Annotated in this window: 27 protein-coding genes and 1 pseudogene; 8 read left to right on the top strand and 20 right to left on the bottom strand. The window is 64.9% G+C overall.

Annotation, left to right across the window (positions count from 1 at the left end; all coding sequences use genetic code 11):
• The 3 genes and pseudogenes from A5634_RS22060 to fadD5 form a co-directional block, all read right to left on the bottom strand.
• Nucleotides 1–339 (bottom strand): annotated as a pseudogene (locus A5634_RS22060) (ABC transporter permease); the annotation flags it as partial.
• Nucleotide 340: 1 nt separating this feature from the next.
• On the bottom strand, nucleotides 341–1,078 hold the full coding sequence (locus tag A5634_RS22055; protein ID WP_437340004.1) for an MlaE family ABC transporter permease: 738 nt from the start codon (nucleotides 1,076–1,078) through the stop codon (nucleotides 341–343).
• Between the two features lie 310 nt (nucleotides 1,079–1,388).
• On the bottom strand, nucleotides 1,389–3,035 hold the full coding sequence (gene fadD5 / locus A5634_RS22050; RefSeq protein WP_437340002.1) for a fatty-acid--CoA ligase FadD5: 1,647 nt from the start codon (nucleotides 3,033–3,035) through the stop codon (nucleotides 1,389–1,391).
• Between the two features lie 168 nt (nucleotides 3,036–3,203).
• On the opposite strand from fadD5, the gene A5634_RS22045 reads away from it, so the two are divergent.
• Nucleotides 3,204–3,929, top strand: coding sequence for a GntR family transcriptional regulator (locus tag A5634_RS22045; protein WP_065146138.1), 726 nt, complete (start codon nucleotides 3,204–3,206; stop codon nucleotides 3,927–3,929).
• An 85-nt stretch (nucleotides 3,930–4,014) separates the two neighbouring features.
• On the opposite strand, the gene A5634_RS22040 is transcribed toward A5634_RS22045, so the two are convergent.
• A complete protein-coding gene (locus tag A5634_RS22040) occupies nucleotides 4,015–4,452 on the bottom strand; it encodes an SRPBCC family protein (protein ID WP_065146137.1) in 438 nt (145 codons plus the stop codon).
• A gap of 42 nt (nucleotides 4,453–4,494) precedes the next feature.
• Entirely contained in the window at nucleotides 4,495–4,956 is a 462-nt protein-coding gene (locus A5634_RS22035; RefSeq protein ID WP_065146136.1) for an acyl-CoA thioesterase, read from the bottom strand.
• A gap of 14 nt (nucleotides 4,957–4,970) precedes the next feature.
• Here A5634_RS22035 and A5634_RS22030 point away from each other — a divergent pair, with 14 nt between their 5' ends.
• The gene (locus tag A5634_RS22030) at nucleotides 4,971–6,071 is read left to right on the top strand and encodes an alcohol dehydrogenase catalytic domain-containing protein (RefSeq protein ID WP_065146159.1); all 1,101 of its coding nucleotides are present in this window, start codon (nucleotides 4,971–4,973) and stop codon (nucleotides 6,069–6,071) included.
• Here the strand turns inward: A5634_RS22030 and A5634_RS22025 are convergent.
• The 9 genes from A5634_RS22025 to A5634_RS21985 form a co-directional block, all read right to left on the bottom strand.
• Nucleotides 6,061–6,984, bottom strand: coding sequence for an alpha/beta hydrolase (locus A5634_RS22025; protein ID WP_065146135.1), 924 nt, complete (start codon nucleotides 6,982–6,984; stop codon nucleotides 6,061–6,063). The genes A5634_RS22030 and A5634_RS22025 overlap by 11 nt on opposite strands.
• The gene (locus tag A5634_RS22020; RefSeq protein WP_065146134.1) at nucleotides 6,966–7,691 is read right to left on the bottom strand and encodes an SDR family NAD(P)-dependent oxidoreductase; all 726 of its coding nucleotides are present in this window, start codon (nucleotides 7,689–7,691) and stop codon (nucleotides 6,966–6,968) included. Before A5634_RS22020 ends, A5634_RS22025 begins: the two co-directional genes overlap by 19 nt.
• Nucleotides 7,688–8,098, bottom strand: coding sequence for a nuclear transport factor 2 family protein (locus tag A5634_RS22015; RefSeq protein ID WP_065146133.1), 411 nt, complete (start codon nucleotides 8,096–8,098; stop codon nucleotides 7,688–7,690). The genes A5634_RS22020 and A5634_RS22015 overlap by 4 nt, the downstream gene beginning before the upstream one ends.
• Nucleotides 8,095–8,832: an HpcH/HpaI aldolase family protein gene (locus A5634_RS22010; protein ID WP_065146132.1), complete on the bottom strand. Its 738-nt coding sequence runs from the start codon at nucleotides 8,830–8,832 to the stop codon at nucleotides 8,095–8,097. The genes A5634_RS22015 and A5634_RS22010 overlap by 4 nt, the downstream gene beginning before the upstream one ends.
• Nucleotides 8,829–9,797: a zinc-binding dehydrogenase gene (locus A5634_RS22005; RefSeq protein ID WP_065146131.1), complete on the bottom strand. Its 969-nt coding sequence runs from the start codon at nucleotides 9,795–9,797 to the stop codon at nucleotides 8,829–8,831. The genes A5634_RS22010 and A5634_RS22005 overlap by 4 nt, the downstream gene beginning before the upstream one ends.
• A gap of 1 nt (nucleotide 9,798) precedes the next feature.
• Nucleotides 9,799–11,007, bottom strand: coding sequence for a cytochrome P450 (locus tag A5634_RS22000; RefSeq protein ID WP_065146130.1), 1,209 nt, complete (start codon nucleotides 11,005–11,007; stop codon nucleotides 9,799–9,801).
• The gene (locus tag A5634_RS21995; protein WP_065146129.1) at nucleotides 11,004–11,708 is read right to left on the bottom strand and encodes an NIPSNAP family protein; all 705 of its coding nucleotides are present in this window, start codon (nucleotides 11,706–11,708) and stop codon (nucleotides 11,004–11,006) included. Before A5634_RS21995 ends, A5634_RS22000 begins: the two co-directional genes overlap by 4 nt.
• A gap of 9 nt (nucleotides 11,709–11,717) precedes the next feature.
• A complete protein-coding gene (locus A5634_RS21990) occupies nucleotides 11,718–12,275 on the bottom strand; it encodes a hypothetical protein (RefSeq protein ID WP_065146128.1) in 558 nt (185 codons plus the stop codon).
• Between the two features lie 77 nt (nucleotides 12,276–12,352).
• Complete coding sequence (locus A5634_RS21985) at nucleotides 12,353–13,522, bottom strand: CaiB/BaiF CoA transferase family protein (protein ID WP_065146127.1); 1,170 nt, start codon at nucleotides 13,520–13,522, stop codon at nucleotides 12,353–12,355.
• Nucleotides 13,523–13,613: 91 nt separating this feature from the next.
• Here A5634_RS21985 and A5634_RS21980 point away from each other — a divergent pair, with 91 nt between their 5' ends.
• A complete protein-coding gene (locus tag A5634_RS21980) occupies nucleotides 13,614–14,285 on the top strand; it encodes a DUF427 domain-containing protein (RefSeq protein WP_065146158.1) in 672 nt (223 codons plus the stop codon).
• Here A5634_RS21980 and A5634_RS21975 read toward each other — a convergent pair.
• From A5634_RS21975 to A5634_RS21965, 3 genes are read right to left on the bottom strand one after another with little or no spacing between them, the layout of a single operon-like run.
• The gene (locus tag A5634_RS21975; RefSeq protein ID WP_065146126.1) at nucleotides 14,255–15,421 is read right to left on the bottom strand and encodes an acyl-CoA dehydrogenase family protein; all 1,167 of its coding nucleotides are present in this window, start codon (nucleotides 15,419–15,421) and stop codon (nucleotides 14,255–14,257) included. The two genes, A5634_RS21980 and A5634_RS21975, sit on opposite strands and share 31 nt — an antisense overlap.
• Complete coding sequence (locus A5634_RS21970; RefSeq protein WP_065146125.1) at nucleotides 15,421–16,341, bottom strand: LLM class F420-dependent oxidoreductase; 921 nt, start codon at nucleotides 16,339–16,341, stop codon at nucleotides 15,421–15,423. The genes A5634_RS21975 and A5634_RS21970 overlap by 1 nt, the downstream gene beginning before the upstream one ends.
• 5 nt (nucleotides 16,342–16,346) lie before the next feature.
• Nucleotides 16,347–17,237 (bottom strand): acyl-CoA thioesterase, encoded by an 891-nt coding sequence (locus tag A5634_RS21965; RefSeq protein ID WP_081290579.1) that lies wholly within the window; start codon nucleotides 17,235–17,237, stop codon nucleotides 16,347–16,349.
• Nucleotides 17,238–17,357: 120 nt separating this feature from the next.
• Between A5634_RS21965 and A5634_RS21960 the strand changes: the two genes are divergently transcribed.
• The 3 genes from A5634_RS21960 to A5634_RS21950 are packed head-to-tail and all read left to right on the top strand — an operon-like array spanning nucleotide 17,358 to nucleotide 19,581.
• Nucleotides 17,358–18,188 carry an SMP-30/gluconolactonase/LRE family protein gene (locus A5634_RS21960; RefSeq protein WP_065146124.1) on the top strand — a complete coding sequence of 277 codons (831 nt, stop codon included), beginning with the start codon at nucleotides 17,358–17,360 and terminating at the stop codon, nucleotides 18,186–18,188.
• 17 nt (nucleotides 18,189–18,205) lie between these two features.
• Complete coding sequence (locus A5634_RS21955) at nucleotides 18,206–19,042, top strand: thioesterase family protein (RefSeq protein WP_065146123.1); 837 nt, start codon at nucleotides 18,206–18,208, stop codon at nucleotides 19,040–19,042.
• Nucleotides 19,039–19,581 (top strand): TetR/AcrR family transcriptional regulator, encoded by a 543-nt coding sequence (locus A5634_RS21950; protein ID WP_065146122.1) that lies wholly within the window; start codon nucleotides 19,039–19,041, stop codon nucleotides 19,579–19,581. The genes A5634_RS21955 and A5634_RS21950 overlap by 4 nt, the downstream gene beginning before the upstream one ends.
• 129 nt (nucleotides 19,582–19,710) lie before the next feature.
• Here A5634_RS21950 and A5634_RS21945 read toward each other — a convergent pair whose 3' ends face one another.
• From A5634_RS21945 to A5634_RS21935, 3 genes are read right to left on the bottom strand one after another with little or no spacing between them, the layout of a single operon-like run.
• Nucleotides 19,711–21,045 (bottom strand): FAD-binding oxidoreductase, encoded by a 1,335-nt coding sequence (locus A5634_RS21945; protein WP_065146156.1) that lies wholly within the window; start codon nucleotides 21,043–21,045, stop codon nucleotides 19,711–19,713.
• Nucleotides 21,045–21,794 carry a glucose 1-dehydrogenase gene (locus A5634_RS21940; protein ID WP_065146121.1) on the bottom strand — a complete coding sequence of 250 codons (750 nt, stop codon included), beginning with the start codon at nucleotides 21,792–21,794 and terminating at the stop codon, nucleotides 21,045–21,047. The genes A5634_RS21945 and A5634_RS21940 overlap by 1 nt, the downstream gene beginning before the upstream one ends.
• A 17-nt stretch (nucleotides 21,795–21,811) precedes the next feature.
• A complete protein-coding gene (locus tag A5634_RS21935; protein ID WP_065146120.1) occupies nucleotides 21,812–22,906 on the bottom strand; it encodes an NAD(P)H-dependent amine dehydrogenase family protein in 1,095 nt (364 codons plus the stop codon).
• 87 nt (nucleotides 22,907–22,993) lie between these two features.
• Here A5634_RS21935 and A5634_RS21930 point away from each other — a divergent pair, with 87 nt between their 5' ends.
• Nucleotides 22,994–23,899 carry an alpha/beta hydrolase gene (locus A5634_RS21930; protein ID WP_065146119.1) on the top strand — a complete coding sequence of 302 codons (906 nt, stop codon included), beginning with the start codon at nucleotides 22,994–22,996 and terminating at the stop codon, nucleotides 23,897–23,899.
• A gap of 108 nt (nucleotides 23,900–24,007) precedes the next feature.
• Nucleotides 24,008–25,468, top strand: a complete 1,461-nt coding sequence (locus A5634_RS21925; protein ID WP_065146155.1) for a PE family protein — start codon at nucleotides 24,008–24,010, stop codon at nucleotides 25,466–25,468.
• Nucleotides 25,469–25,472 lie beyond the last annotated feature (4 nt).

Here is a 25,472-nt window from a genome sequence, read left to right as displayed (position 1 = left end):
CGAGAAGAACCCGGTGAACGCCTCGACGCCGATGTTGCCCAGCGATGCGAAACCCTGGATAGCGACCAGGGAGCTACCGGACAAAGTCACGAAGCCGACGATCGCAGCGGTGCCACCGACGACCGCCATGGCGCCGGTGCCCATACCGATCTGAGCGATCAACCGCAAGGTCTCCTTGCGGTAGTAGTGAATCGCGTGCGGGATCTGTCCGAGGCTGGTCAGGATGAACCAGGCCAGCTGCCCCGATTCGTCCAGTCCGCGACCGACGCTGCCGACGTAGCGGTTGACGTTGGCGACCGCCCGCGGAAACCGGGACCGAACTACCGCTGATGTCGACATGTCAGTGCCCCGTCCCGAATCGCACACCGATCGTGGTCAAGATGACGTTGACCGCATACAGAGCAACCACACACAGCACCACGGTCTCGTTCACCGCGGTTCCCAGGCCCTTGGACCCACCGCGGACGGTTAGCCCGCGATAGCAGCCGACCAGGCCGGCGATCAGTCCGAACGTCGCCGCCTTGATCATGGCGATGATCACCTCGGGCAATCCGGTGATGGTCGTGAGGGTGGCGAGATAGGCGCCGCCGGAGACGTTCTGCAGGTACACGCCGAACAGGTAGCCACCGACCAGACCCACGGTGATCACCAAGGCGTTGAGCAGTGTGGCGATGACGGTCGCGGCGATCACCCGGGGCACCACCAGTCGGTGGATCGGGTCGATCCCGAGCACTTCCATGGCGTCGATCTCTTCGCGGATGGTGCGGGCGCCGAGGTCAGCACAGATAGCGGTGGAGCCGGCGCCGGCAACCACCAGCACGGTGGTCAACGGTCCGAGCTGGGTGACTGCGCCGATCGCCGCGCCGGCCCCGGACAGGTCCGCGGCACCGAACTGAGCGAGCAGCACGTTGAGCGTAAAGATCAGCAGCACGGTCAGGGGGATGGAGACCATGATCGTCGGCAGCAGGGCCACCCGCATGATGAACCAGCACTGCAGGATCAGTTCCCGCCACTGGAAAGGCCGACGGAACAGGGCGCGCCCGGTCAGCACGCACATCCGGAAGAACCCGCCGATCATCGTCAGCGGTGTCTCGAGTTGATCGCGGACGTAACCCACCAGGTGTGGGCGCGACGATGTCGTCACGATCTCCCCCTCACGGCAGGGCCACCTCTGTCGCAGCGTCGCGGCGGACGGTGTGGCATGCCTCCTCCTTGCCCGACCCTATGTGTGTGACCAACGGCTCCCTACCCGCAGGTAGTAACGGAGACCACAGGAATGTACCCGATGGTCGGTCACGTGTGTATAGCAACTCAACAATTAACATTGCGTCAGCACCCAGCAAACATCTCGACCCTGCTCATCCTTTCTTGTCCAATCTGAATTACGTTCAACCTGAATCACTTTGACGGACTGTAGCCGCTCCGTACCGCAAACGCAGTTCAGTCTTGAGCACCTTCCCGGCGGGGTTGCGGGGCAAGGTCTCCACGATCTCGAGCGCCTTCGGGTGCTTGTACCGCGCGAGCCGCTCGGTCAGGTACTCATCTAGCTCTTCGATCGCGAGGGGCCCATCCGTTACAGCGGCTACCGCGATCGGTACCTCACCCCATTTATCGTCCGACCGGGCGATGACAGCCGCTTCGATAATGCGGGGGTGACCCGCCAGGACGTTCTCCACCTCGGCGCAGTAGATGTTCTCGCCGCCGGAGATGATCATGTCCTTCTTACGGTCGACTACCCAGACATAGCCGTCGGCGTCCATCCGGACCAGGTCCCCGGAGTGGAACCATCCCCCGGTGAATGCTTCCGCGGTCGCCTCCGGGTTGTTCCAGTAGCCGCTCATCAAAGTCGGTGCGCGGTAGACGATTTCGCCGACTTCGCCAACCGGGACGTCGTTCATCTCGTCGTCGACCACGCGCGCGGCGACCGTCGGGATCACCCGCCCGACCGATCCACGTTTGCGGATGGCGTCGTCGCCGAGCAGCATGCAGGTGACCGGGGACATCTCCGTCTGGCCGAACGCCGCCAATATCTGGGCACCGGGGAATATCTCGGACATGCTGCGCAGCAACACATCTGGCGCCGGGGCCGCACCCCATGACATCGCCCGCAACCGCAGGTCGCGCGGCTTTGCCAACTGCTCCGCGCACACCGCCTGCCACTGGGCGGGCACCAGAAATATGCCGGTGACCTTCTCGGCTTCCAGCACGTCGAGCAACTGTCCCGGCTCGAATGCGCCGAGCGGATAGATCACCGTCGGTACGCCGAGCAACATCCCGGTGAGCATGTTCCCGATGCCGGCGATATGGAACAGCGGGACGCCGATGAAACCGACGTCGTTGTTGAGGTCGACCCCGGTGCTGTAGAGCATGGTCATCGTCTGGCCGGTCAGGTTGGCGTGGGTGAGCACCGCCCCCTTGGGCCTTCCGGTGGTGCCGGATGTGTACATGATCAGCGCCGGCGCTTCGTTGGGGATGTCGACCGGGGCAGGCGGTTCGGCCGCCTCATTCATAAGGTCTTCATAGAAAAGGACAGCGTCTTCGGCGGCGTCTGCCGAAGGGGTGCCGGCCACCACTACGGTGTCGAGCAACGGCGCGATGTTGCGAACGCCAGTCGCTACCGGGGCCAACACCTCCTCGGTGATCACGACGCGGGCGCCGCTGTCGTCGACCAGGAAGGCGATTTCGGCCGGAGTGAGCCGGAAATTCAGCGGGACCGCGATCGCACCGAGAGCGTTTGCGGCCAACACGGCCTCGACGAACTCGGGCCGGTTGAGCATCAGGATCATCACGCGATCCCCGGGGCCGACCCCGCGGCGACTCAGCGCCCCGGCCAGCGCCTGGACCCGAGTTCGCAGATCAGCCCACGTGGTGGTGCGTCCCAAGAACCGCAGCGCCGTGGCCTGCGGCTGCATCATCGAATGCCGCTCGAGTTGGTTGACCCAGTTCTGTCGACGAGCAAGGTAAGGCTGCTCGGGTACTTGCGCTGGGGCACTTCCCGAGGCTGGATTCAGGTCGCCGGCCAGTTGCACGGTCAACTCGGTCCCCTCAGATCCCTTCGATGTCTCTGTTCACATCCGCACCGCTTGCGTCAGGCTGATATTTGATAAAACATGTGTTGTCTGGGTCACATTAACGGCCCTGGAAGTCCTTAACAAGACCTGAGCAAAGACCCGATGATTCGCTGAAAGGCCTGGCAGGCCCACGTGAACGCACCGTTATCGGCTGCAGCATCGTCGAAGCCGCGACGCCGTCGGCCGCTGCGCCGGGCACAGCTTTCCGACGAGGTTGCCGGTCATCTCCGGACCGCCATCATGTCCGGGACGCTGCGACCGGGAACGTTCATCCGCCTCGATGAGACCGCGGCCGAACTCGGGGTCAGCATCACGCCGGTGCGCGAAGCGCTGTTGAAACTACGCGGCGAGGGCATGGTGCAGCTGGAACCGCACCGCGGCCATGTTGTGCTGCCGCTGACCCGGCAGGACATCCAGGACATCTTCTGGCTGCAGGCCACCATCGCCCGAGAGTTAGCGGTCGCCGCCACCGAACGCATCACCGAGCTGGAGATCGCCGAGCTGGAACGCATTAACGACCTGCTGGCGGCCGCACTTGCCCCCGGTGACGGAGCCGTCGACGCCGAGGCGATCGCGTCGCTGGAGTTCTCGTTCCATCGCGTCTTCAACCAAGCCAGCGGACGGATCAAACTGGCGTGGTTCCTGCTCAACGCGGCCCGCTACATGCCGGCGCAGCTGTTCGCCGCTGACCCGCAGTGGGGCGAGTCCGCGGTAGACAACCACCGCAGCTTGATTGCCGCGTTGCGCACCCGCGACGCCGTCGCCGTCGTCGAACAAACCGACTGGCAGTTCACCGACGCCGCCCAGCGACTCACCGACACCTTGGCTAAGACCGGGATCTTCAGCTCTTCGGGTTAGCGGACTCGTTCCACTTACGCCGAGCGTCACGCCAGCGCGACGCCGCGCGTCGAGTGTCACCCCAGCGTGACGAGAGCGGCTACAACTAGCCAGCGAGTTGCTCGGCGCGCGCTTTGACGTTGGACGCGAGTTGCTCGAGCACGTTGTTCAGCATCATCTTCACCATGGGCGGAGGAACCGGAAAGCTGGGTTCGACATCGATGTCCACCGTGAGCAAGCTGCTGGGACCCGTGGCCACCACGCTGAACAGCTGCTCCTGCTTGGTGAACAGGTCGCCCTGCTGCATCACGGTCTGAATCTGGTTCTCGCCCGGGTAGTACACCGCGTGGATGTAGACGCCTTGAAAGCCATTGACATTGGTGTCCAGACGCACCTGGCTCGCGCGGCCGTCGTCGTAGCGGGCCAGCACCCAGGCGCCCTGAATGCCTTCATTCCACTCCGGGTACCGCTCGATATCGGAGACGATGCCCATGATCGCGCCGGCATCGGCGCTGACCTCCACCGTCTTGCTCATAACTGGCATTGGCGAAGCATACGTGCGGCGTCCCGTATCTAATCCAAGCGGTTAATTCACACAGGCCGTGGCCAGCAGCGCGCGGATGGCGTCGGGAATCGGGACCGGTCTGCGACTGGCTCGGTCGACGTAAACGTGCACCCAGTGCCCCAGTGCGGCGATCGGCTGCGGCTGGTCACCTTGCTGTTCGGCTTTGAATATTCCGAGTCGATAGGTGACGCTGCTGCGGCCGAGACGAGTCACGGCCAGCCCCACCGCAAGGCTTTCGGGGAACGCCAGTTCGGCGAAGTAGCGGCAGCCCGACTCGGCCACGATGCCCAGCTCGGGAATCGTCAACGGATCGACCCCGGCGCGGGTCGCGATCCAGCCGTTGATCGCGGTATCGAACAGTTGGTAGTAGACCGCGTTGTTGAGGTGGCCGAACATGTCGTTGTCGGCCCATCGGGTCAGCACCGGCCACCGAACCGGGAAATCGGCGCTGGTCAGCTTCTGCGCATCCGGGATGGACGTCATGGTTGTATTCCAACATGATTCACATTCGGGGAGCGGTGTTGGAGCGCATCGGTGCGCCCCGCCCCTACACCGAATCCCGTCCGATCAGCGTCGTCGACGTCGACCTGGATCCTCCGGGCCCCGGCGAGGTGGCGGTGCGTATCGAAGCCGCCGGGGTATGCCACTCCGATCTGTCGGTTGTGGACGGCAACCGGGTGCGTCCAGTGCCGATGCTGCTCGGTCATGAAGCGGCGGGAATCGTCGAGGAGTTGGGTGCCGGGGTCGACGATTTGTCCGTCGGCCAGCGGGTGGTGCTGGTGTTTCTGCCGCGCTGCGGGCACTGCCGGGCCTGCGCCACGCAGGGCCTGACCCCTTGTGAGCCGGGCAGCGTGGCCAATAACGCCGGGACGCTACTCGGCGGTGGGATCAGGCTTGGCCGCGACGGCCAACCGGTGCGTCACCACCTGGGTGTCTCGGGTTTCGCCACGCATGCGGTGGTCAACCGGGCCAGCGCGGTTCCGGTGCCATCCGAGGTGCCACCCGATGTGGCGGCACTGCTCGGCTGCGCGGTGCTCACCGGCGGAGGCGCGGTGCTCAACGTGGGCAACCCCCGGCCGGGCCAGTCGGTCGCCGTCGTCGGACTCGGAGGCGTCGGCATGGCGGCAATACTCACCGCGCTCACCTTCCCCGACGTCCGTGTGCTTGGCATTGATCGGGTACCCGAAAAGATCGCCGCCGCAAGCGCTTTGGGGGCGCACGAGACCTACACTCCGGAGCAGGCCGAGGGTGTCAAGGCCGACATCGTGGTCGAGGCGGTAGGTCATCCCAACGCCCTGGAATCCGCAATCGGGCTGACCGCACCCGGCGGACGCACCATCACCGTCGGGCTGCCTGGTCCTGACGCCCGAATCAGCCTGTCGCCGTTAGGTTTCGTCGCCGAGGGCCGCGCCCTGATCGGAAGCTACCTGGGTTCGGCGGTGCCCAGCCGCGACATTCCGCGGTTCGTCTCCCTCTGGCAGTCCGGCCGCCTGCCGGTGGAGTCGCTGGTGTCGTCGACGATCCGGTTGGACGACATCAACGAGGCGATGGACCATCTCGCCGACGGCACCGCGGTGCGTCAGCTCATCACGTTTTGAAGGCCTTCGTCAGCGCTTCACCCTGCAAGGCGAAGAGCCGCTGCGATGTTTTCCATTCCGGCAGCAGGGAATCAAATCCATGGCACGCACCGGGGAAGACGTGCAGCTCGGTGGAGACGCCGGCCGACAGCAGGGCGAGCGCGTACTCCACCGCCTCGTCCCGGAACGGATCGACTTCCGCACACGTGATCAATGTTGCCGGTAGACCGGCCAATTGGGCTCGCCGGCTGGGCACGGATTGCGGTGTGGGCAATTGGCCGCCCAGGTAGTGACGCCACATGTGTTCGGCGCCCTCACCGTCGAAGGCCGGCGTGGCACGAAACTCGGCTTTGGACGCGGTAGGACGATCATCGAGTACCGGTTGGTGCAGCAATTGAAAAGCCACTGCGGGCAGTTCGCCGTCGGCGGCCCGGTGGGCCAGGCCGGCAGCGAGCGCGGCACCTGCGCTGCTGCCCGCGACCGCAATGCGGCCGGGATCGATCTCGAGTCGGATTGCATTGTCGACGACCCACTTTAGGACGGTGGCCGCGTCCTCAAGTGCCGCGGGGAAGGGGTGCTCGGGTGCCAGCCGATAGTCGACCGACACCACGCAACATCTTCCGCGACGCGCGAGCTCCAAACATTGACGGTGGTCGGTGTCCAGGTTGCCCAACGCGAAACCACCGGCGTGGCAGTAGATCACGGCAGGCGCCGGCGCAGCGCCGCCTCGGTAGATGCGCACCGGAACGGTATCGGCGACCCCGTGCTCGATGCTCACCCCGGCGATGTCCGCGCGCATTGCGGCGCGACGCTGATTCATCGACTCCCGGATCAGCGGGATCGCCTCGGCCGTAAAGACCGTTCGATTTACCGCGACAGCACGCAGTTCGGGATCGAGCCTCTCACCGCCCGCGCTCAGCGGATTTGCAGGCATTGCCCACCGTCGACGACGAGTTCGGATCCGGTGATGAACGAAGCCTCCTCCGACACCAGAAACGCCACCGCATCGGCAATTTCGGCGGGCCGGCCCAACCGACCGAACATCGCGACCGCGGCCAGTCGCTGCTGGGTGTCCTCATCGAGCATCGCAGTAGCGATCGGGCCGGGAAATACCGCGTTTACCCGGATGCCCGCGGACCCGAGTTCGGCTGCGGCAGTTTGCGTCAGACCGCGCAGGGCCCACTTCGCCGATCCGTAGGCGCAGTGCTGCGGAAACGGGCGGATCGCCCCGGTGCTGCAGATGTTGACAATCGCCGCGTTCTCGGCCTGTTGCAGGTGCGGCAAGGCGGCGCGCATCCCCAGGAACGCCCCCAAACAGTTGACGCGCCAGGAGTTTTCGAAGTCTTCGATGGTCTCATCGACCAACGGTGCGCGGTGCAGCAGCCCGGCATTGTTGACCAGGGCGGTCAAGTCCCCAAACCGGTCCACGGTGGCGGTTACCGCTGCCTCCCATTGCGTCGCGTCGGCGACGTCCAGCGATATTCCCACTACCTCGTCGTCGCCGGATTCAGCGACCGCCGCGCCCAGTTCGTCGCCTCTAATATCGCAGGCAGCTACCGAATACCCGTTGGCCCGAAGTCGATTGACGATCGCCCAACCTTGTCCACCGGCGGCTCCGGTGACCAGCGCGACCCGTGTCATGGTGACATCTCCTCCGGTCTGTCGCTAAGTCCCGTGCCGGTAATGAACCGGCATCGCCGGCGACGAAACAACCAGGTGCCGTCGCGGCATACCAGATCGTCATCGTAGAGCGCCAATCGCATTTGGTGCGTAAGGGCTGCGTATCGGCATTGGACGAACAGAACCTGCGAGCGTGCCGACGCGGTGTTGTCCTGGCCGACGTCGACCCGCGAGGCGCCGGTCAGGTGCAAGCCGTTGGGCGCTGCTCGGAACATTTCACCGATACCGTCACGGCCGGTGAAAACGGTTCCGTAAACCTCGAATTCGGCATCGTCAGCGAATAGTGTCAGACACCCCTCGATATCGTTGGCGTCGAGCGCGAGCGCATACGCGGCGAGTGTGTCCCGAATGGCGGCTGAATCACTCATTCTGAGGTCGCCTCACGCAAGTGCTCGGCAGCACCCCGGCGCAGCGCATGCGACGCCGAGGCCAGGGTGATCATCTGGAATCCGAGCTGCGCCATGGCTTTACCTGTGCTGCCGTTGCTGGCGTGGATTCCGCTGACCAGCCCGGCCGCGCTGGCCGCGCGGTGGATTCGTCCGATGGCATCGAGGACCCGCTCGTTGCGGGTGTCACCGACGACGTCGACGCCCATCGAGATAGCTAGGTCCGCCGGTCCGACGTAGACGCCGGTCAATCCCGGCACCGCGCAGATGGTTTCGATGTCAGCCAGCGCCGCGGCCGTCTCGATCATCGCGAACACGCTCGCCCGGGCTTCCAGTGCGGCGGGATCATGTCCGAGACTCGCCCGCAGTGGTCCGAAGCTGCGAACACCCGCGGGTGGGTAGCGGGTCGCGGCGACGGCGGCGGCCGCTTGGTCGGCGGACTCGATCATGGCGACGATGACGGCGTCGGCTCCCGCGTCGAGCACGCGTCCGATGGGTGCCGGGTCGGAATTCGGCAGCCGAACGGCGGTCGCGATAGGAACGTGCTCGAGGCGCCGCAATAGCCTCGCGATGTCGGCGTCGTCGAGATATCCGTGCTGAGCATCGAATCCGACGTAGTCGTAGCCGGTGGCCGCGAACTCCTCAGGACCGATCATGGTCGGTCCGGTGACCCAGCCGCCCCAAAGCGGCGCCGGCAAAGTCCGGAAGACACTCATCGGGCGACCGCAATCTTTACTCGGTCGGGCACCGGCCGGCAGGCCAGTTCGAACGCCGCCTGCACCTCGTCGACGGCGAAGGTGTGGGTGAGATAAGTCTCGAGTAGACCGGGCCGTTCGGCGGCAAACTTGGCTGCCTGTTCCAGGACGCGCCGACGGTCAAGTGTCACGCCAGATTTCAACGTCAGGTTGTTGCGCAGCATGACGCGCATGTTGATCGGGTAAGCCTCGTCGTCGGCCACGCCGAAGTAGAAGACCGTACCGCCCGGCGCCGTGGCATCGATGGCGTGGCCGAGGGTGGCCACCTGGTGGCCGACCGCCTCGATAACCACATCGGCGCGGTCGGTGGGAGCGAGTTGACTCACCCATCGGTCGCTGGTGGCCCGCACCGCGTCGTCGACGCCGAAAGTCTTCGACAGGGCTGCCCGATCAACGGGGTCGACTCCGGTTACCCGGCGCGCACCGGCAGCTTTGGCGACGTAGGCGAATAGCAGCCCGATCGATCCCTGTCCGATGATCGCGACGTGACGGCCGGTCAGATCCGGCAACTGCTCGCAGGCATAGAGCACACAGGCCAGCGGTTGCAGACCGACGGCCTGTGTCGGCGTGAGCGCGGGGTCATACGGTGCCAGCCCGTCGCCGTGGGTGACGACGAGTTCCATCATGCCGTCGAATGCCGAAGCCCAGCCGACGACGAGGTCGCCGGGCTGGTGGTCGGGGTGGCGGCTGGCGATGACTTCGCCAGCGACTTCGTGAATCGGGAAGCCGTCCTTTTCCGCGGCGCTGCGGCCGTCGTCGCCGGGCAGCCTGCCTTTGGCACCGCGGAAGGCGGGCAGGTCGCTGCCGCAGACACCGGCGGCCAGAAACCGCAGCAGCACATGACGATCCGCGAGGCACTGCGGGGTCTTATCCTCGATGTCGGTGCGCTCGAAGAGATAGGGGGCGATGATCCGGTAGGACCACACGTCAGACCTCCACCGGGATCTTGTTCCAGCCCCATTGGAAGCTTGACGGCAACCGGGTCGCATCGTCGCTGCGGATCGCGAAGTCGGGGACTCTGCGCAGCCATTCCTGCAGCAGGACAGCGACTTCCAGCCGTGCCAAGTGGTAGCCGAGGCAGAAGTGCTGACCGCGGCCGAACACCAGGGACCGTCTGATCGGTCGGTCCCAGATGAACTCGTCGGGGTTCGGGTATTCGCGCTCGTCCCGGTTGGCCGAGGCGAGCAGGGTGATGACACGTTGACCCGGCTCGATTTGCTGGCCATGAATGGTGAAGGGCTTGCGCGCGGTTCGGGCGAACCACTGCGCCGGCGCGCAGTAGCGCAGAATCTCCTCGCGGACGATCGGTACATTGTTTGCGAGATCGGCTGTCACAGCAGCCATCTGGTCCGGCCGCCGACTCAGTTCCCACAGGCCGTGCGCGACGATCTTCGGCACGGTTTCGGTGCCACCGATGAAGACGCACAGCATCTGGGTGGCGACCTCGATGTCGGTCAGTGCGCTGCCGTCGGGCAGGTGATAGGCCAACAAACCATCCACGATGGGCAGCGCGCTGCCGGTGCCGGCCCGGTGGCGCTCGACCACCGGCGTCAAGAACTGCAGATAGTTTGGGCGGGATTCGGATGTGTCCACGCCTTCGCCCGGTTCGGCCAGGCTGCCGGCATTGACCGCGGCGAGCACCTGCGGGGCGAGATCGGTTGAGATGCCCAGCAGATCGCACACCATCGACGCCGCAACGATGCCGCCGTATTCGCTGGTCAGATCAAAGGTGCCCTGCCCCAACAGCAAATCAAGACGTTCGTTGGCCAGCTCGCGGATTCTGGTTTCGAGCGCGCTGACCGAGCGTGGCCGAAACGGCTGGGAGTGAGCGCGGCGGATCTCACCGTAGAGGTCCGCGTCGAAGACCGCGTGGAACGGCAACGGATGCAAGGGTGGGTCGGCGACAGGACCGGAATTGTGTTGAGCCAGAACCGATGCCGGCGGAAGGGTGCCTTCCGATGCGACGAAGGTGCCGTCGTTGACTTCCAGTACCCGCCAGATGTCGTCGAAACGTGACAATGCGAAGGTGTCCCACTGGGGCAGGTAGTACACCGGATACTCGTCGCGCAGGGTGCGGTAGTACGGCAGCGGATCGGCCATCACCTTCGCATCGAAGGGATCGTAGGAAAAGCTCACCGCAGTGGGGATGGCGGTAGCGCCTGCAGGATGGAGTCCTCCCAGCCGTCGCGCAGGGCGGGTGCCACGCTCATCCAGGTGACGATTTCCGCTGGGGGGCTGTCCTTCCAGGACGGGTAGTGGTTGGCGAAGCACTCCCAACCCCCTTCGAGCGCCCAGTAGTGGATGACCTCGTTGAAGCGGAAGGTCGTGGTAAACGATCCGAGCCAGAGTTTGCCGGTGCTCTCCGACCACGGCACGTAAAGCCGTTCTAACTCGCGGATGTAGTCGTCCTGCCGGCCCGGCTTGGTCTGCATGATCTCTTGGATCACCACCGACGCATCGAAATTGGCGTCACGCAGCTGCGCCAGATTCCTATTGCTCGGCCCCGGGTACATGATGCGCCCCTCCCCCGAGGCGCCGATGTCGGACAGGAACGCCGACCACTTTCCGGCCGCCGCTTCGTGGCTGCCGCCGCGAGCTTGCGCGGCTCCGATCTTGGCGTAGTCAGCGAACGCGTCGATCTCCCAGATGATCGTCACCTGCGGCCAGTGACCGTTGAACGCGGTGGTCTCCCAGATCGAAAACAACCGCGCGCCAAGCTCTTCCATCATCGGCTGATAGGTGTCGACGAAGACCTCGGCGAAGCGGTCGCTCCGACCCGAACCCAGCTCGATCGTCTCATGCAGGTAAAGCAGGGTGTGCCGGTAGTACTTCTTCATGGCTTGCGGCTAGTCCAGCCACGCCGCGTCGGTGTACAACGTTTCCACGAGACTAACTGCGGAGCAGGGAATTTCAGCTGCGCGCAGTGCTTGTGCCTTGAATGCCCGCGCCGCAGCGCCAAGCTGGTACTCGGTCCTGGTCAGCCTCCGGTCAACACCGAGCGGTCGAGCGTCGCCCCACAGCGCCACTTCGGTCAACCGGTTGCCGAGGGCCGCGTGGACCAATTCTCGAACGCGGTCATCGGCGGTCAGCGCCTGGGCACTGACCGCCAGTCCCTGGCTCAGCGGTCCGTCAAGGTCCAGATCCTCCAAATCCGAAGCGAGATCCCCGACGTGGGCGCCGAGGATACGCAACGGCCGGTGGTCGCAGTGCGGCGGCAAGAGCACGTTGACCTGCCAACCCGCCATCACCCGGTCGAACAACCAGCCGCCGGCGGTCTGTACAGCATCGGCCGTGTCGGCGGCGATGACGTCCAGGCGGTGCCGCAGTAACTGGTCGTCCGAGCGAGTCCGCCGTGCCGCACCTCGCCCCGAGTGGCCGCTGATATCGAACGTTGGAGTGACCATCAATCCGTTCCTCTTACCAAATGGGCTGGGGGACAGCGTGACACTTTCGATTAAATTTGTAAAGGTTCGCCGGAAGGTCAGGGGGCGCGCCGAGCCGCGAGTTCGGCGAGAATCTCGTCGGTGTGCTGGCCCAGTTCCGGTGCCGCGGAACGCGCTGACCAGGGCGTCCCGTGAAAATCGGCCGGGGTGGCGACCATCGGCACAATCGATTCGCCGTCCGGAACGTCCACGATTCCGCCCGCGGCGTGAAATTGCTCGTCAGCGACGATGTCCTCCAGCGAATTGATCGGTGACCAGAAGAAATCCGGTTCGGCGGCGAACAGTTCCGCCCATTCGTCCAGCGATCTGGTAGCGAAGATTCCGTCCAGCGTCGCGATGAGTTCCACTGCGTTGGCCGCACGCGCGCGGGCATCGGCGTAGCGCGGATCCGACAGCCAATCGGGCCGACCGACGACCCGGCACAGCGCCGGCCAATGCCGGTTGACCTCTAGTCCGACGATCCAGAATCGACGACCGTCGCCGGCGGCGTAGTTGTTCATACACGGGTTGCCCATGGTCTCGCGTTGCCCGATCGCAATCGGTTGGCCGGTGAGCAGGTAGGTGTTGAGATCGAAGCTCACCGTGTAGGCGCCCTGGCGATACAGCGACGTGCTGACCAATTGGCCTGCGCCGTTGCGCTCGCGGGCCAACAGCGCCGCGCACACCGCTCCGGCCAGCGTCATCCCTGCCGAATGGTCGCCCATGCCGCCACGCTGAAATGGTGGGGTTTCGCCCGGGCGAGTCAATAGTTGGGCGATGCCGCCACGGGACCAGAACGCCGCGACGTCATATGCGGCGCGGTCGGCCTCCGGCCCGGTTTCGCCGTATCCGGTGATCAGACCGTAGACCAGCCGTGGGTTGAGCGCCGACACGCTTTCGTAGTCCAGGCCCAGGCGCCGTAATGCGCCCGGGCGCACGTTGGTGACGAAAACGTCGGCCTCGCCGAGCAATTCGAGCGCGGTGCTGCACCCGGTCTCGGTGGTCAAATCCAGCACGATGCTGCGCTTGGAGCGGTTGTCCATTTCGAACGGCGCATTCACGCCGAGGTCACAGCCCAGCATGCGGCCGAACATTCGGCCCGGATCACCGGTTGGTGGCTCGATCTTGATTACGTCGGCCCCCCAGTCGGCCAGGATGGCCGCCGCTGCGGGCCCCGCCACCCAGACCCCGAGTTCGACGACTTTGATCCCCTCTACCGGTCCTGCCATAAGTGGCACACTAATCAGCCGCTCTGCTGCGCCGGATCGGGACCGTTGACTCGTCCCGACGCGCCCAACAGCGATGCCTACACTCGTCACCATGAGCCTGGTAGCGGGCCGCGGCCCACTCAGCGGCGATCCCGCCGGACGCTTCGCACCACACATTCCCGACGGCGTCGTCTACATCGAACCGCATCCGCGCCGTATTCAGGCCGTCCGGAACGGGCGCACCGTGATCGACACCGAGTGCGCGCTGTTGGTGCACCGGCGAAACCAACCGCTCAGTTACGTGTTCCCCACCGACGTAATCGCCGACCTGCCAACCGAATCCGAGCCGGAAGCACCCGGCTACCTGCGCGTGCCGTGGGATGCCGTCGACGAGTGGTACGAGGAAGGCCGAAGGCTCGTGCACTACCCGCCGAATCCGTATCACCGCGTCGACTGCCGCCCGACCAAGCGGCGGCTACGCGTGTCGGTCAACGACATCCCGCTCGTGGACACAGATGACACCGTCATACTGTTCGAAACAGCTTTAGCACCACGGCTTTACGTCGACCCCAAGCATGTGCGCACCGATCTGCTCAGACGTACCGAAACATCGAGCTACTGCAACTACAAGGGATACGCGACGTATTGGGCGGTGGTACTAGACGGCACAACAGTCCAAGACGTCGCCTGGAGCTATGACGACCCGCTACCGGAATCGGCCCCCATCAAAAGGTATTTGAGCTTCGACGCCGCTCAGACGGAGCTTGTCGCGGAGCTACCGTAGTTGGGACGCCCCAGGCGCAGCTCGTGCTGGGCGATCATGTTGCGGAAAACCTCTAGGCTGCCGCCGTAGATTCCCATGGCCAGCGCCAATCGGAAGAGGTACTCGGCCGCACCGTCGTCGGCAGATCCCGCGGTATCGGTCGGCAGCGCGCCGGCCGGTCCCAACAGGTCGAGCAGTTCCACTGACAGGTCACGCATCGTCTGTCCGATTCCGACGCGTCCGAACATCCCTGGCGTGGACAGCGCGGCCTCCATTCGCGCGACACCGCGGCCCAACCGGTACGCCACCGACTCGTCCGCGTCGGCCACCAGAGCCGCCGCCAGGTCGAAAGCTTCGGCCATCAGCATCCCGTGGCCTGCCATTGCCGCGACATCCTGCAAGCCTTCGGCGTCGCGTTCAGTCAGCCCATGCTCGGAGTCCAGCGCCGAGCGCATCACCGTCCAGCCGCCGTTCACCTCACCGATCCGGTATAGGTCATCTACCCGCACATCGCTATAGAAGACGATGTTGGTGCGGTCACCGTCCAGGGTGCGGATGGGCTGGATCTCGATGCCCGGCGAATCGAGCGGTACCAGGAACATGGTCAGGTTCTTGTGTTTCGGCCCAGATGGATCGGTGTTGGTGAGCAGGAAGACGTACTTGGCGTTCTGCGCATTAGAGGTAAACATCTTGGAGCCGTTGATGACCCAGCTGTCCGCGTCGCGCACCGCCCGGGTCTTGCAGGTGGCGACGTCGGAACCGCCTTCGGGCTCGGTATAGCCCAGGCACAGGCGGATGTGACCGGATAGCACGCCGGGCAACACCAGGTCCGCGAGTTCCGGCGTGGCGAACTGTTGCAGAATGTGCGCGACGACCGATGTGGTGCCCCAGTGATACCAAGGCGTATGGGCGCGAGCGATTTCGAGATTGAAGATCCGGCGACGGACGGCAGTGAACCCGCCTTCGGATTCGGACTTCCAGTCCGCCGCAAGATATCCCGCTTCGCCCAGAGCCAAATGCACCTGCTCGTCAAAATTCTCGCCGAATTCGCGGTTGCGCCAACGCACTTCGTCCGTGACGTGCTCGGCAACGAACGCGCGTATGTCGTCGTGAAACGCTTGGTCCGCTTCGGACAACGCGACCCGGGAGAAGTCCATCAGATCGCATCAATCACAGCAGAACCGAACCGATCCATCGTCTCCAGTGCGTGCGCCAAGCTGTCACCGGGTAGATGCGCCGATACCCACGTAACACCAAGTGCGGACAGCTTTTCCAAACCGTCGAGGTAGGCGTCAGCGTTGAAATCGTCGGTCGCGGGGCTGCCACCTTCGAAATTCGTGAACGTGATATCGACTGTGGACCAATCCCTGCCGGCCGCGTCGCATCGTCGCCGTAGGTCGTCGATGCCGGCGGTCAGGCCATCCAGAGAATCGATCACCGCGGTGCCTGCGGTGCGTGCCAGCCCCGCGGGCGCGGGAAACGGGCACCAGCCGTCACCGTATTGGGCGACTCGCTGGCGGGCCGTCGTGGTGTTGCCGCCGATCCAGATCGGCGGGTGCGGGCTGGACACCGGTCTGGGATGGGCGGTAATCCCTTTCGCGGTGAAATGCTTTCCTTCGAACGAGATGTCGTCGGAAGTCCAGATGGCCCGAATCACCTGCAGCGCTTCCTCGAACAGTTCGGCACGCTCGTCGTAGTCGACGCCCAGCGCGGCGAACTCGCGCCGCAGGTAGCCGACTCCCACTGCGAGGGTGAACCGCCCATCAGAGAGCAGATCCAACGTGGCCCCGGATTTGGCCACCACGAACGGGTTTCGATAGGGCAACACCACGATGTTCGGGATCAGCCGCAAAGTCGTGGTCCGGGCCGCCGCAAACCCCAGGGCGACAAAGGGATCTAGCGCATCGTGGCCACCGGCTTCCAGCCAGCGCTGCGACGGCGCGGGGTGGTCGGTGAACCCGAACCCGAGAAATCCGGCCTTTTCGGCGGCCGCAGCCACCATCGCGATACCGGCTCCACTCGCCAGTTCCGGGTTGTACGGATGGCTGTGCATCGGGTGGGTGATGGTGAAGCGCATGGGTTTTAGAACCGTGCCGCGGCGTCTATCGATGTGTCAGTGGTACGCAGCGGCCGGATCAGCGCCTCCTGCGCGAACGAGCACAGCAACTCACCGTCCTCGGTGTGCACGGCGCCGCGGACGTAGGACATGCCGGACCCGACCTGGGTGCTTTCATGGCTGTAGAGCAGCCAACCGTCCCAGCTCACCGGTTCGTGGAAGGATACGAAGATCGACATCGGCGCGGTGGACACGGTCAGGTGTGCCTGGCTGGTGCCGATGCCGGGATGCGCGCGCATCGTCGTCGAAATACCAAGGTGCCCGGTGAAATACGCGATCAGCGCCTTCGCCAGGTCGTCGCGCTCGGGAATGGGGTCGTAATGCAGCCACGCGTACAACTCGGGGGGACCGACTTCGTCCGGGCTGTTCACGTCGACGACGTCAACCAGACGCAACTCCCGGCCGGCCATCGGCATCTGCGAAACGTTGGCCTCGGCGGGTGCCGCGACATCCGGACGGGTCAGGTGGTGGCGGATCACATCGCCGGTCGGGACATCGGTCAGCACCGTCACGATCACGCAGCGCTTGCCGTTCTGCAACGCAGAAACAATCGCAGTGGCCGTCGACCTTCCTTCGTTGACGACATCGAGGACCAGTTCGATCGGCGGACCCACCGTGACAGCACGGGCGAACACGGCGTGCGCCGACCGCACGGACTTACCTTGGAATCTATTCGCAACGGCCACAATCGCCTGGGCCACCACTTGGGTGCCTTCGACAACCTGCCGGCCGTCCTGTCCGGGCAACCCCGTCTCGGCGGTGTACCGATCGGGCCCCTCGGGCCGCACCTCGAAAAGCTCCAGCAGGCTTTCGACCGACCACTGGACCTGTTCAGATTCCGTCGTCAACGCGCTCACCCTTCATATCGGCAGCTCAGGGCTCAGCGTGACACTTTGCACGGTATTTGTAAAGCTAGGCCCGCGTTGACAGCGACACCCGCGGTGCATGACACTTTTGCAGTGATTTGTAAAGGCACGATGGCGCCGACACGGCTGGCCCACGGCTTTTGCTTCGGCGAGAGTCCGCGCTGGTTCGAGGGCTTGCTGTGGTTTTCCGACATGCTGGGCGAAGCCGTGCACACCTCCGACATGCGCGGGTCGCTGACCACGCTGGAAGTCCCCGGGCATTCGCCCTCGGGCCTCGGTTTCCGACCCGACGGTTCATTGCTGATCGTTTCCGCCGAGAAGCGCCTGGTTCTGCGCTACGACGGCGACACCGTCGAGCCGATCGCGGACCTATCCGAGCTCGCGCCGGACAACCTCGGCGACATGGTCGTCGACGATTACGGGCGCGCCTACATCGGATCGCAATCGTTTCAGGGAGGCGTCATCATCCGCCTCGATCCCGACAACAGCGCCACCGTCGTAGCGGGCGACCTCGACTTTCCCAACGGGATGGTGATCACGCCGGACCACGGCACCCTCATCGTCGCCGAATCAGTAGGCCGCCGACTCACGGCGTTCACCATCGGCGACGGGTCAATGTCCGATGGGGACCTGAGCGGCCGGCGCGTGTTCGCCGACAATCTCGACGGACCGCCGGACGGCATCGCGTTGGACGCGGAATCAGGCGTATGGGCGGCGATGACGCTGGCACATCAGTTTGAGCGGATCGTCGAGGGCGGAGAGGTGACCGAACGGATCGACATGGGCGAGCGGGTCGCCATCGCATGCGCGCTGGGTGGCCCGGAGCGGCGCACGCTGTTTCTGCTGTCGAGCACCGATGCTTATCCCAAACGCCTGGTCGGTACCCGGCTCTCCACGCTGGACGCGGTCCGGGTCGACGTTCCGGCCGCCGGGCTGCCCTGAGCGAAGAGGTTTAGTTGATGTCTGACTCGTACTACGAGGTGATCGATGCCGACGACCCAGTGGGTGAGAAGGTCAGGGCTACCGACCTGGCCCGTGGCACCTGGTCGGCGGCCATCCAGCACGGCGGCCCGGTGTCGGCACTGCTGACCCGCGCCCTGGAGCGATGCGAGCAGCGCGATGACACCCGACTGAGCCGGGTGGTCATCGATTTGTTGGGGCCGGTCCCCGCCGACGGTGACCTGTGGGTGCGCTCGCGGCTGGAACGCGGCGGCAAACAGATCGAGCTGGTGAGCGCCGAGGTGCTGGCGCCGGGGCCTGACGGCGCACCGCGGCCGGTCGCGCGGGCTAGCGGCTGGCGGTTGCTGCAACTCGACACCCAGTCGGTAGCGCACGCGCCGACGCCGCTGCCCGGGCCGCGGGCCGAGGCGCACGAACGCGCCATCAAGGCGAGAACATGGGACCGCAACTACGTGCACAGCCTGGAGTGGCTCTGGCTGACCGAACCGCTGACCCCCGGTCCGGGCGAATCCTGGATCAAACCGATCGCCGATTTGGTTGCCGGGGAAACCATGACACCGCTGGAGCGGTTGTTCGCGGTGGCCGACTGCGCCAACGGTATCGGCAGCAAGCTGGACATCAGCAAGTACACCTTCCTCAACACCGACCTGGCCGTGCACGTGTTTCGGATACCACAAGGCGATTGGATCGGCATTCGTGCCGAAACCAGCTACGGGCCCGACGGTATCGGCACCACAATCGGCACGCTGTTCGACGAGCAGAGCGCGGTCGGCGCCATCCAGCAGTCGGTGCTGGTGCGGCCACGACCACCACGAGCCCCGGAGGGGGATTCATGAGCCAGCCGGCGACCGAAAGCTTCGACAACGACACCTCGACTCGCCAGCGCATCCTCGCCGCAACCTCGGAGGTGTTGGCGCGCAGCGGCAAGACCAAACTCAGCCTGTCCGAGGTCGCCGCGCAGGCCGGGGTGTCGCGTCCGACGCTTTACCGCTGGTTCGCCTCCAAAGAGGAACTGATGTCGGCGTTTTCGCGATACGAACGCGAGATCTTCGAGATCGGCTTGGGCAAGGCGACCGCCGGACTCAAGGGTGGTGAAAGACTCGATGCCGCTTTGCGTTTCATCGTCGACTATCAGTACTCGTACTCCGGTGTGCGGATGGTCGACATCGAACCCGAACATGTCATCGCGCAGATGTCGGGCGTCATCCCGGAGATGCGCGCCGGTCTGCAGCGGCTGCTTCCCGGCCCCAATGCGGCGGTCAAAGCGGCGACGGTGATTCGGATCGCGATCTCGCATTACGTGGTGCGTAGTGATGATGCCGACCAGTTCCTGGCGCAGCTGCGACATGCGGTCGGCATCAAGGGAACTGACTAGTGGCGATCGCAAGCGCGGCGTAGCCGGGCGCTGCGGGTCGCCACCGTTTAATACGTGGCGATCGCAAGCGCGGCGTAGCCGGGCGCTGGGGGCACCTCCCGCTCGCGGGGACGGGTCGCCACCGTTTGATCAGTCAAACAGCACCGCTGCGTTGAGGTAGCCCGTCGGGTCCAATGCCGCCTTGACCGTCCGCATCGCGGCGATATCAACGGCCTCGCGCGACATCCCGAGATAGGGCCGTTTGCGAGTACCAACACCGTGTTCGGAGCTGACGTTGCCGCCGCATCCGGCGATCAGCTCCATCATTTCGGCGTACAGCGCTGCCTCGCGCTCGACCGGAAAGCGCAGCACGTTCAGGTGCAGATTGCCCTCGCCGATGTGGCCGAACAGCACCGGCAACGCCTCGGGCACCTGCCGATAAACCAGCGCGACCGCGTCCCGCGCGAAACCGCTGACCGCCGACAATGGCAACGACACGTCGAACTTCAGCGGCGGCCCGTACACTCCCAGCACCTCGGCCAACGACTCGCGTACGCGCCACAACCGTTGTTGCGCAGCCACATCCAACCCAACCGCCGGTTCCGGGCTAACGCCGTCAAGTAGCGCAGCCAGCCGATCGGTCTGATCGTGGTCGGCGGCCAATTCGACCAGCAGCAGCCAATTACCCGGGACCGGTGCGCCGACTCCCACATGCTCGCGGGTCAACGCCGCGGCGCGACCGTCGATCAATTCCAGCGCGGCGATGCCGTCCACTTCGGCGAATATCCGGCCCGCCTCGACCAACGCCTCAAGGTCGTCGAAGCCGCACACCGCCGTGGTCCGGTGCGACGGAGTCGGGTGCACCCGCAGGTCCAGCGCGGTGATGACGCCGAGTGTGCCTTCGGCACCGACGAATAGCGATGACATGTCGTAGCCGGTGTTGTCGCGGCGCACCCGGCTGTGCCGGTGCAGCACCGAACCGTCGGGCAGCGCCACGTCCAGACCCACGATCTGCTCACCCATATTGCCGTAGCGGACCGTGCGCAGACCGCCGGCATTCGTCGAGGCCATGCCGCCGACGGTCGCGCTGTCACGAGCGGACAGATCCACCCCGAACACCAAACCGGCTGCCGCCGCGGCGGCCTGGACCGCTGCCAACGTCGCACCGGCACCGGCCAGTAGCCGATGTTCGACGGTGTCGACATCGCTTATGGCAGTAAGTCTTTCGGTGGACAACAACACGTCGTCGTGCTCCGGAACGGTGCCGGCCACCAACGATGTGCGACCGCCCTGCACGGTGACATACGCCCCGCCATCCCGGCATATCCGCAGCACCTCGGCGACCTCGTCCGCCGAACCCGGGCGTACCAGCGCGCTGGCCCGGCCGCGGTACCGGCCGGTGTGGTCGATGCTGCGAGCCGCCAATACGTCGGCATCAGTGACGACGTGGCTCGCCCCCACCACGTCGGTCAGGCTCGCGAGCATCATCCAGCGCTGAAGTCCTTGTGCGGCACGTCGGTCACCAGGCCGCCGTCCATGATGAACTCGCTCCCCGTGGCGTAGGACGCGTCGTCGCTGGCGAGGAATACGACGAAGGTCGCGACCTCGCGCGCCTCGGCGGGCCGGCCCAACGGAATGGTGACCATGTCCTCGGGCAGGTGGGCGGTCATCGGGGTACGGATGAATCCGGGGTGCAGCGAGTTCACCCGAATGTTCAACGGCGCGAGTTCCAGAGCCGCCGACTTCGTGATGCCGCGAACCGCCCACTTGGACGCAACATAGGGGTGCACCATCGGCGCACCGCGGATCCCCTCGATCGACGACACGTTGATGATGGAGCCGCCGCCGGCCTCGGTCATCGGGTCGACGGCCGCTCGCATACCCAGGAAAGTGCCAGTCAAGTTGACGTCAATCACCTTCTGCCACTTGTCCATTCGAAATTCACGCAAGGGTCCGGCCGCGACGATGCCGGCGTTGTTGACCAGCACGTCGAGCTTTCCGAATTCTCCGGTGGCGGCGGCGACGGCGGCTTCCCACTGATCGGCCTGGGTAACGTCGAGGTGGACGTAGCGCGCGGCGTCACCAAGCTCAGAGACCAGCGCCCGGCCCTCGTCGTCGCGGATGTCACCGACCACCACCTTGGCGCCTTCGGCGACCAGCAATCGTGCGTCCTCGGCACCCATTCCTCGGGCGCCGCCACTGATGAGTGCGACTTTGCCTTGTACTCGGCCCACTGAGGGCTCCTTTCCGTTTAGCTGGCAACCGTTGGCGTAAAGAGCCCTTTTCCGGCGATTAGGGGCAGATCCAGCGTGGACCGGATGCCTGGTGGCGCGGCGACGACGGCGGGAATGGAGTTCACAATCCGACCGGCCGCGCCGGCGATGGCCGCGTGGTTGTGGTCGCCTTTTCGGCTCTGCGGGATGATGTCGACCGCGTAGGACGGCTCGCCGGTGATCTCGATGCGGTAGGAGCCGTCGCCCGCGGCGGGCTGGGGCAGGTCGGGTCGCAGATCGGGCCGCAGCCGGGTGATGTGTTCGATGACGATCGCCGGGTGTCCGTTGACCATGCCGCGGATCTCGAATTGCAGCACCGCCAGAGTGCCTTTGGCCACGTGGCCCACGGCGATGTCGAAGTCCTCGGGTGCCGGCTCACGCTGGTAGGACTCGGTGATCTCGTCGACCTCAATACCCAGGCCGGCCGCCAGCTGACGGATCGCCGTGCCCCAGGCGATGCTGAGTACGCCGGGCTGCAACAGCATCGGCACCTCGTCCAGCGGACGAGCAAAACCCATGTAGTACATGACCTCTTGGCCGTCATAGCTGGAGTAGTCGTGAATCTCCATGCACCGCACCTGCTCGATTCGCTGGCAGGTGCCAGACAATGCGAACGGCAGCAAGTCGTTGATGAATCCGGGATCAACACCGGTGATGAAGATGCTTGAATTACCTTGCTGCGCGGCCTTTTCCACTCGGTCGATATATTTGTCCGGCATCACGCCCCACGGATATTGCAACAGTCCGGGCGACGACCCGACGACATTGCTGCCGGCAGCCAGGATGCGCATCACGTCGGCCATCGCATCGGGCAGTCGGGTGTCCCCCATTGCGCAGTAGACGACGCAGTCCGGCTTGGTAGCCAACACGGCATCGAGGTCGTCGACGGCTTTGATGCCGGTTTCGATTCGGTGGTCCAGCCCGACCCCGCACAGTTCGCCGGCGTCGCGGCCCAGCTTTTCCGGTGTCGAGACACACACCCCGGTCAGTTCGAATTGAGGGTTCGCGATGAGTTGAGCGAGGGCCAGTCCACCGACATTTCCGGTGCCCACATGGGCGACGCGAATCGCCATGAGTGTCCTCCATCCCCGCAACGCTGCGATTTTTCTAGACACTAGTCCATAATTTTGTCGGTGCTAAAGCGGCACTATGGTTGCGCTATGGCGCAGCGCGAGGATGTGCGATTCACCTCTGGGACCGACCAGATCAGCGCTTGGCTGTACCGCCCCGTCGGCGATGCCGACGCGGGCGGCGAGGTTCCGGTCATCGTGATGGCGCACGGCTTGGGCGCGGTGCGCACTATGCGACTCGACGCGTACGCCGAACGATTCAGCGCGGCGGGTTACGCCTGCCTGGTGTTCGACTACCGCCACTTCGGTGATAGCGAGGGTCAGCCTCGCCAGCTACTCGACATCGAGCAGCAGCTCGACGACTGGGCTGCCGCCGTCGACTACGCACGCACCCTGCCCGGTATCGACTCCAATCGAATCGCATTGTGGGGCACCTCTTTTGGTGGTGGTCACGTGATCGCCTCGGCGGCACGGCTGCCGGGCATCGCCGCGGCCGTAGCGCAATGCCCGTTCACCGACGGCCTGGCCTCGATCGGAGCGATCAACCCGGTGACCGCCACGCGAGTCACAACGCTCGCTGTACGCGACATCATCGCGGCCCGGCGCGGCAAGCCTCCGGTGATGATCCCGACGGCGGGCAGGCCGGGCGAGGTGGCGTTGATGACGGCGCCGGATGCCTACGACGGATATCTACGACTGGTCCCGGACGGGGTTGAATTGCCCAACGAGGTAGCTGCGCGCATCGGGATGAAAGTCCTGCTCTACCGTCCGGGCCGCAGCACCGCAAAAATCTCCTGCCCGATCCTGTTCTGCGTATGCGAAACCGACTCGGTGGCACCAGCCGGTCCGACACTGCGGTATGCCTCGAAAGCTCCACGCGGCGAGATCAAGACGTACCCCGAAGGGCACTTCGCCATCTACGTCGACGATGCTTTCGAACGGGTCATCACCGACCAGATCGCGTTCCTCGACAAGCACCTTCGAGCCGCTATCTAACTCCCGAGTAAGAAGCTTGTTCAAACACCGGAATTCGCGACACAACCGTTCTACCCTCTGATCATTACCTAATACCCGCGGTTACGAATGGCGGGGAAGGACGGGGAGATGTCTTACGTTTTCACCACCCCTGAGACGCTGGCCGCAGCGGCGACCGAAGTCGACGGGATTGCCGCTGCGATCCACGCTGCCAACACGGCCGCCGCTGGCCGGACATCGGGCCTGGTGGCTGCCGCGCAAGACGAGGTTTCCGCGGCGATCGCCAGGTTCTTCAGCGCCTACGGCGAAGAATCGCAGGCCGTCATCCGGCAGGCGGCGGCGTTCCAAACCGAGTTCACCCGGGCGCTCACGGCTGCCGGAAGCGCTTATGCGCAAGCCGAATTCGCCGCCAACGCGGCTCTGGCGAGCGCGACCAATGCGATCAACGCTCCGGTCCAGTCACTGCTCGGGGGCGGCGTTTCGGCGGCCTCGGGGGCTGCTTTACCGGCGGCCGGAATCGCCTTGATCATGGGTGGCACCGGCAACCCGCTGCCCTTCGCCGAGTACATCGCCGACATCCAAAAGAACTGGATCCAGAAGCTTTTCCCCGGCTATATCCCGACGGGCCTGCCCACACCCGAGCAGTTCTGGCCGATCACACCCGACCTCGGCAACATGACCTACAACCAGTCCGTCGCCAAGGGCGTCGCCGCCCTGCAGAACGCGATCCATACCCAAATCACCAACGGCAACCAAGTGGTGGCGTTCGGTTACTCGCAGAGCGCCTCGATCATCAACAACGAAATCCTGGCGCTTATGGCGGCCGGTTCGCCTTATCAGCCCGACCTGTCCTTCATCATGGCGGCCGCCGGCAACAACCCCAATGGCGGTCTGCTGTCCCGCTTCCCAGGCTTCTACATCCCCATCCTGGACGTGTCGTTCAACGGCGCCACCCCGGCCAGCAACCCTTACCCGACCCAGATCTTCACCGCCCAGTACGACGGCATCGCGCACGCGCCGCAATACCCGACCAACATCCTGGCCGACATCAATGCGGTGATGGGCTACTTCTACGTGCACAACCAGTACCCCGCGTTGTTAGCGAACACCGCCGTCCCGTTGCCGACGTCACCCGGCTACACCGGCAACACCGACTACTTCATGTTCATGACGCAGGATCTGCCGCTGCTGCAGCCGATCCGCGACATCCCCTATGCCGGCCCGGTGTTTGCCGACTTGTTGCAGCCGCCGCTGCGGGTGATGGTCGACCTGGGCTACTCCGATTACGGATATGCCGATCTGCCCACCCCCGCCGGGCTGATCAACATTCCGAACCCCTGGAACGTCGGGTATTACCTGGGCAAGGGTCTGCTGCAGGCGCCCTACGGCGCCGCAGTGGAGATCGGTGTGCAGGCGGGTCTCTGGGGACCTGAGTACTTCCCGGACAGCTACCCCTGGGTCCCGTCCACCAACCCGGGCTTGAACTTCTACCTCGGCCCGCAGCTCAGCCAACCCCCGGTGACGCTACTTTCCACCCTGTCAGGTGCGCTCGGGGACGTGCTGCACATCATCCCGCCGATCTTCAACTGAGCGC

Origin of the sequence: Mycobacterium asiaticum, assembly GCF_001673365.1 — a bacterium.
GTDB classification, from domain to species: domain Bacteria; phylum Actinomycetota; class Actinomycetes; order Mycobacteriales; family Mycobacteriaceae; genus Mycobacterium; species Mycobacterium asiaticum_A.
The sequence above is the reverse complement of the archived record's forward strand: the minus strand, read 5'-3'. Positions and strand labels throughout refer to the sequence as shown.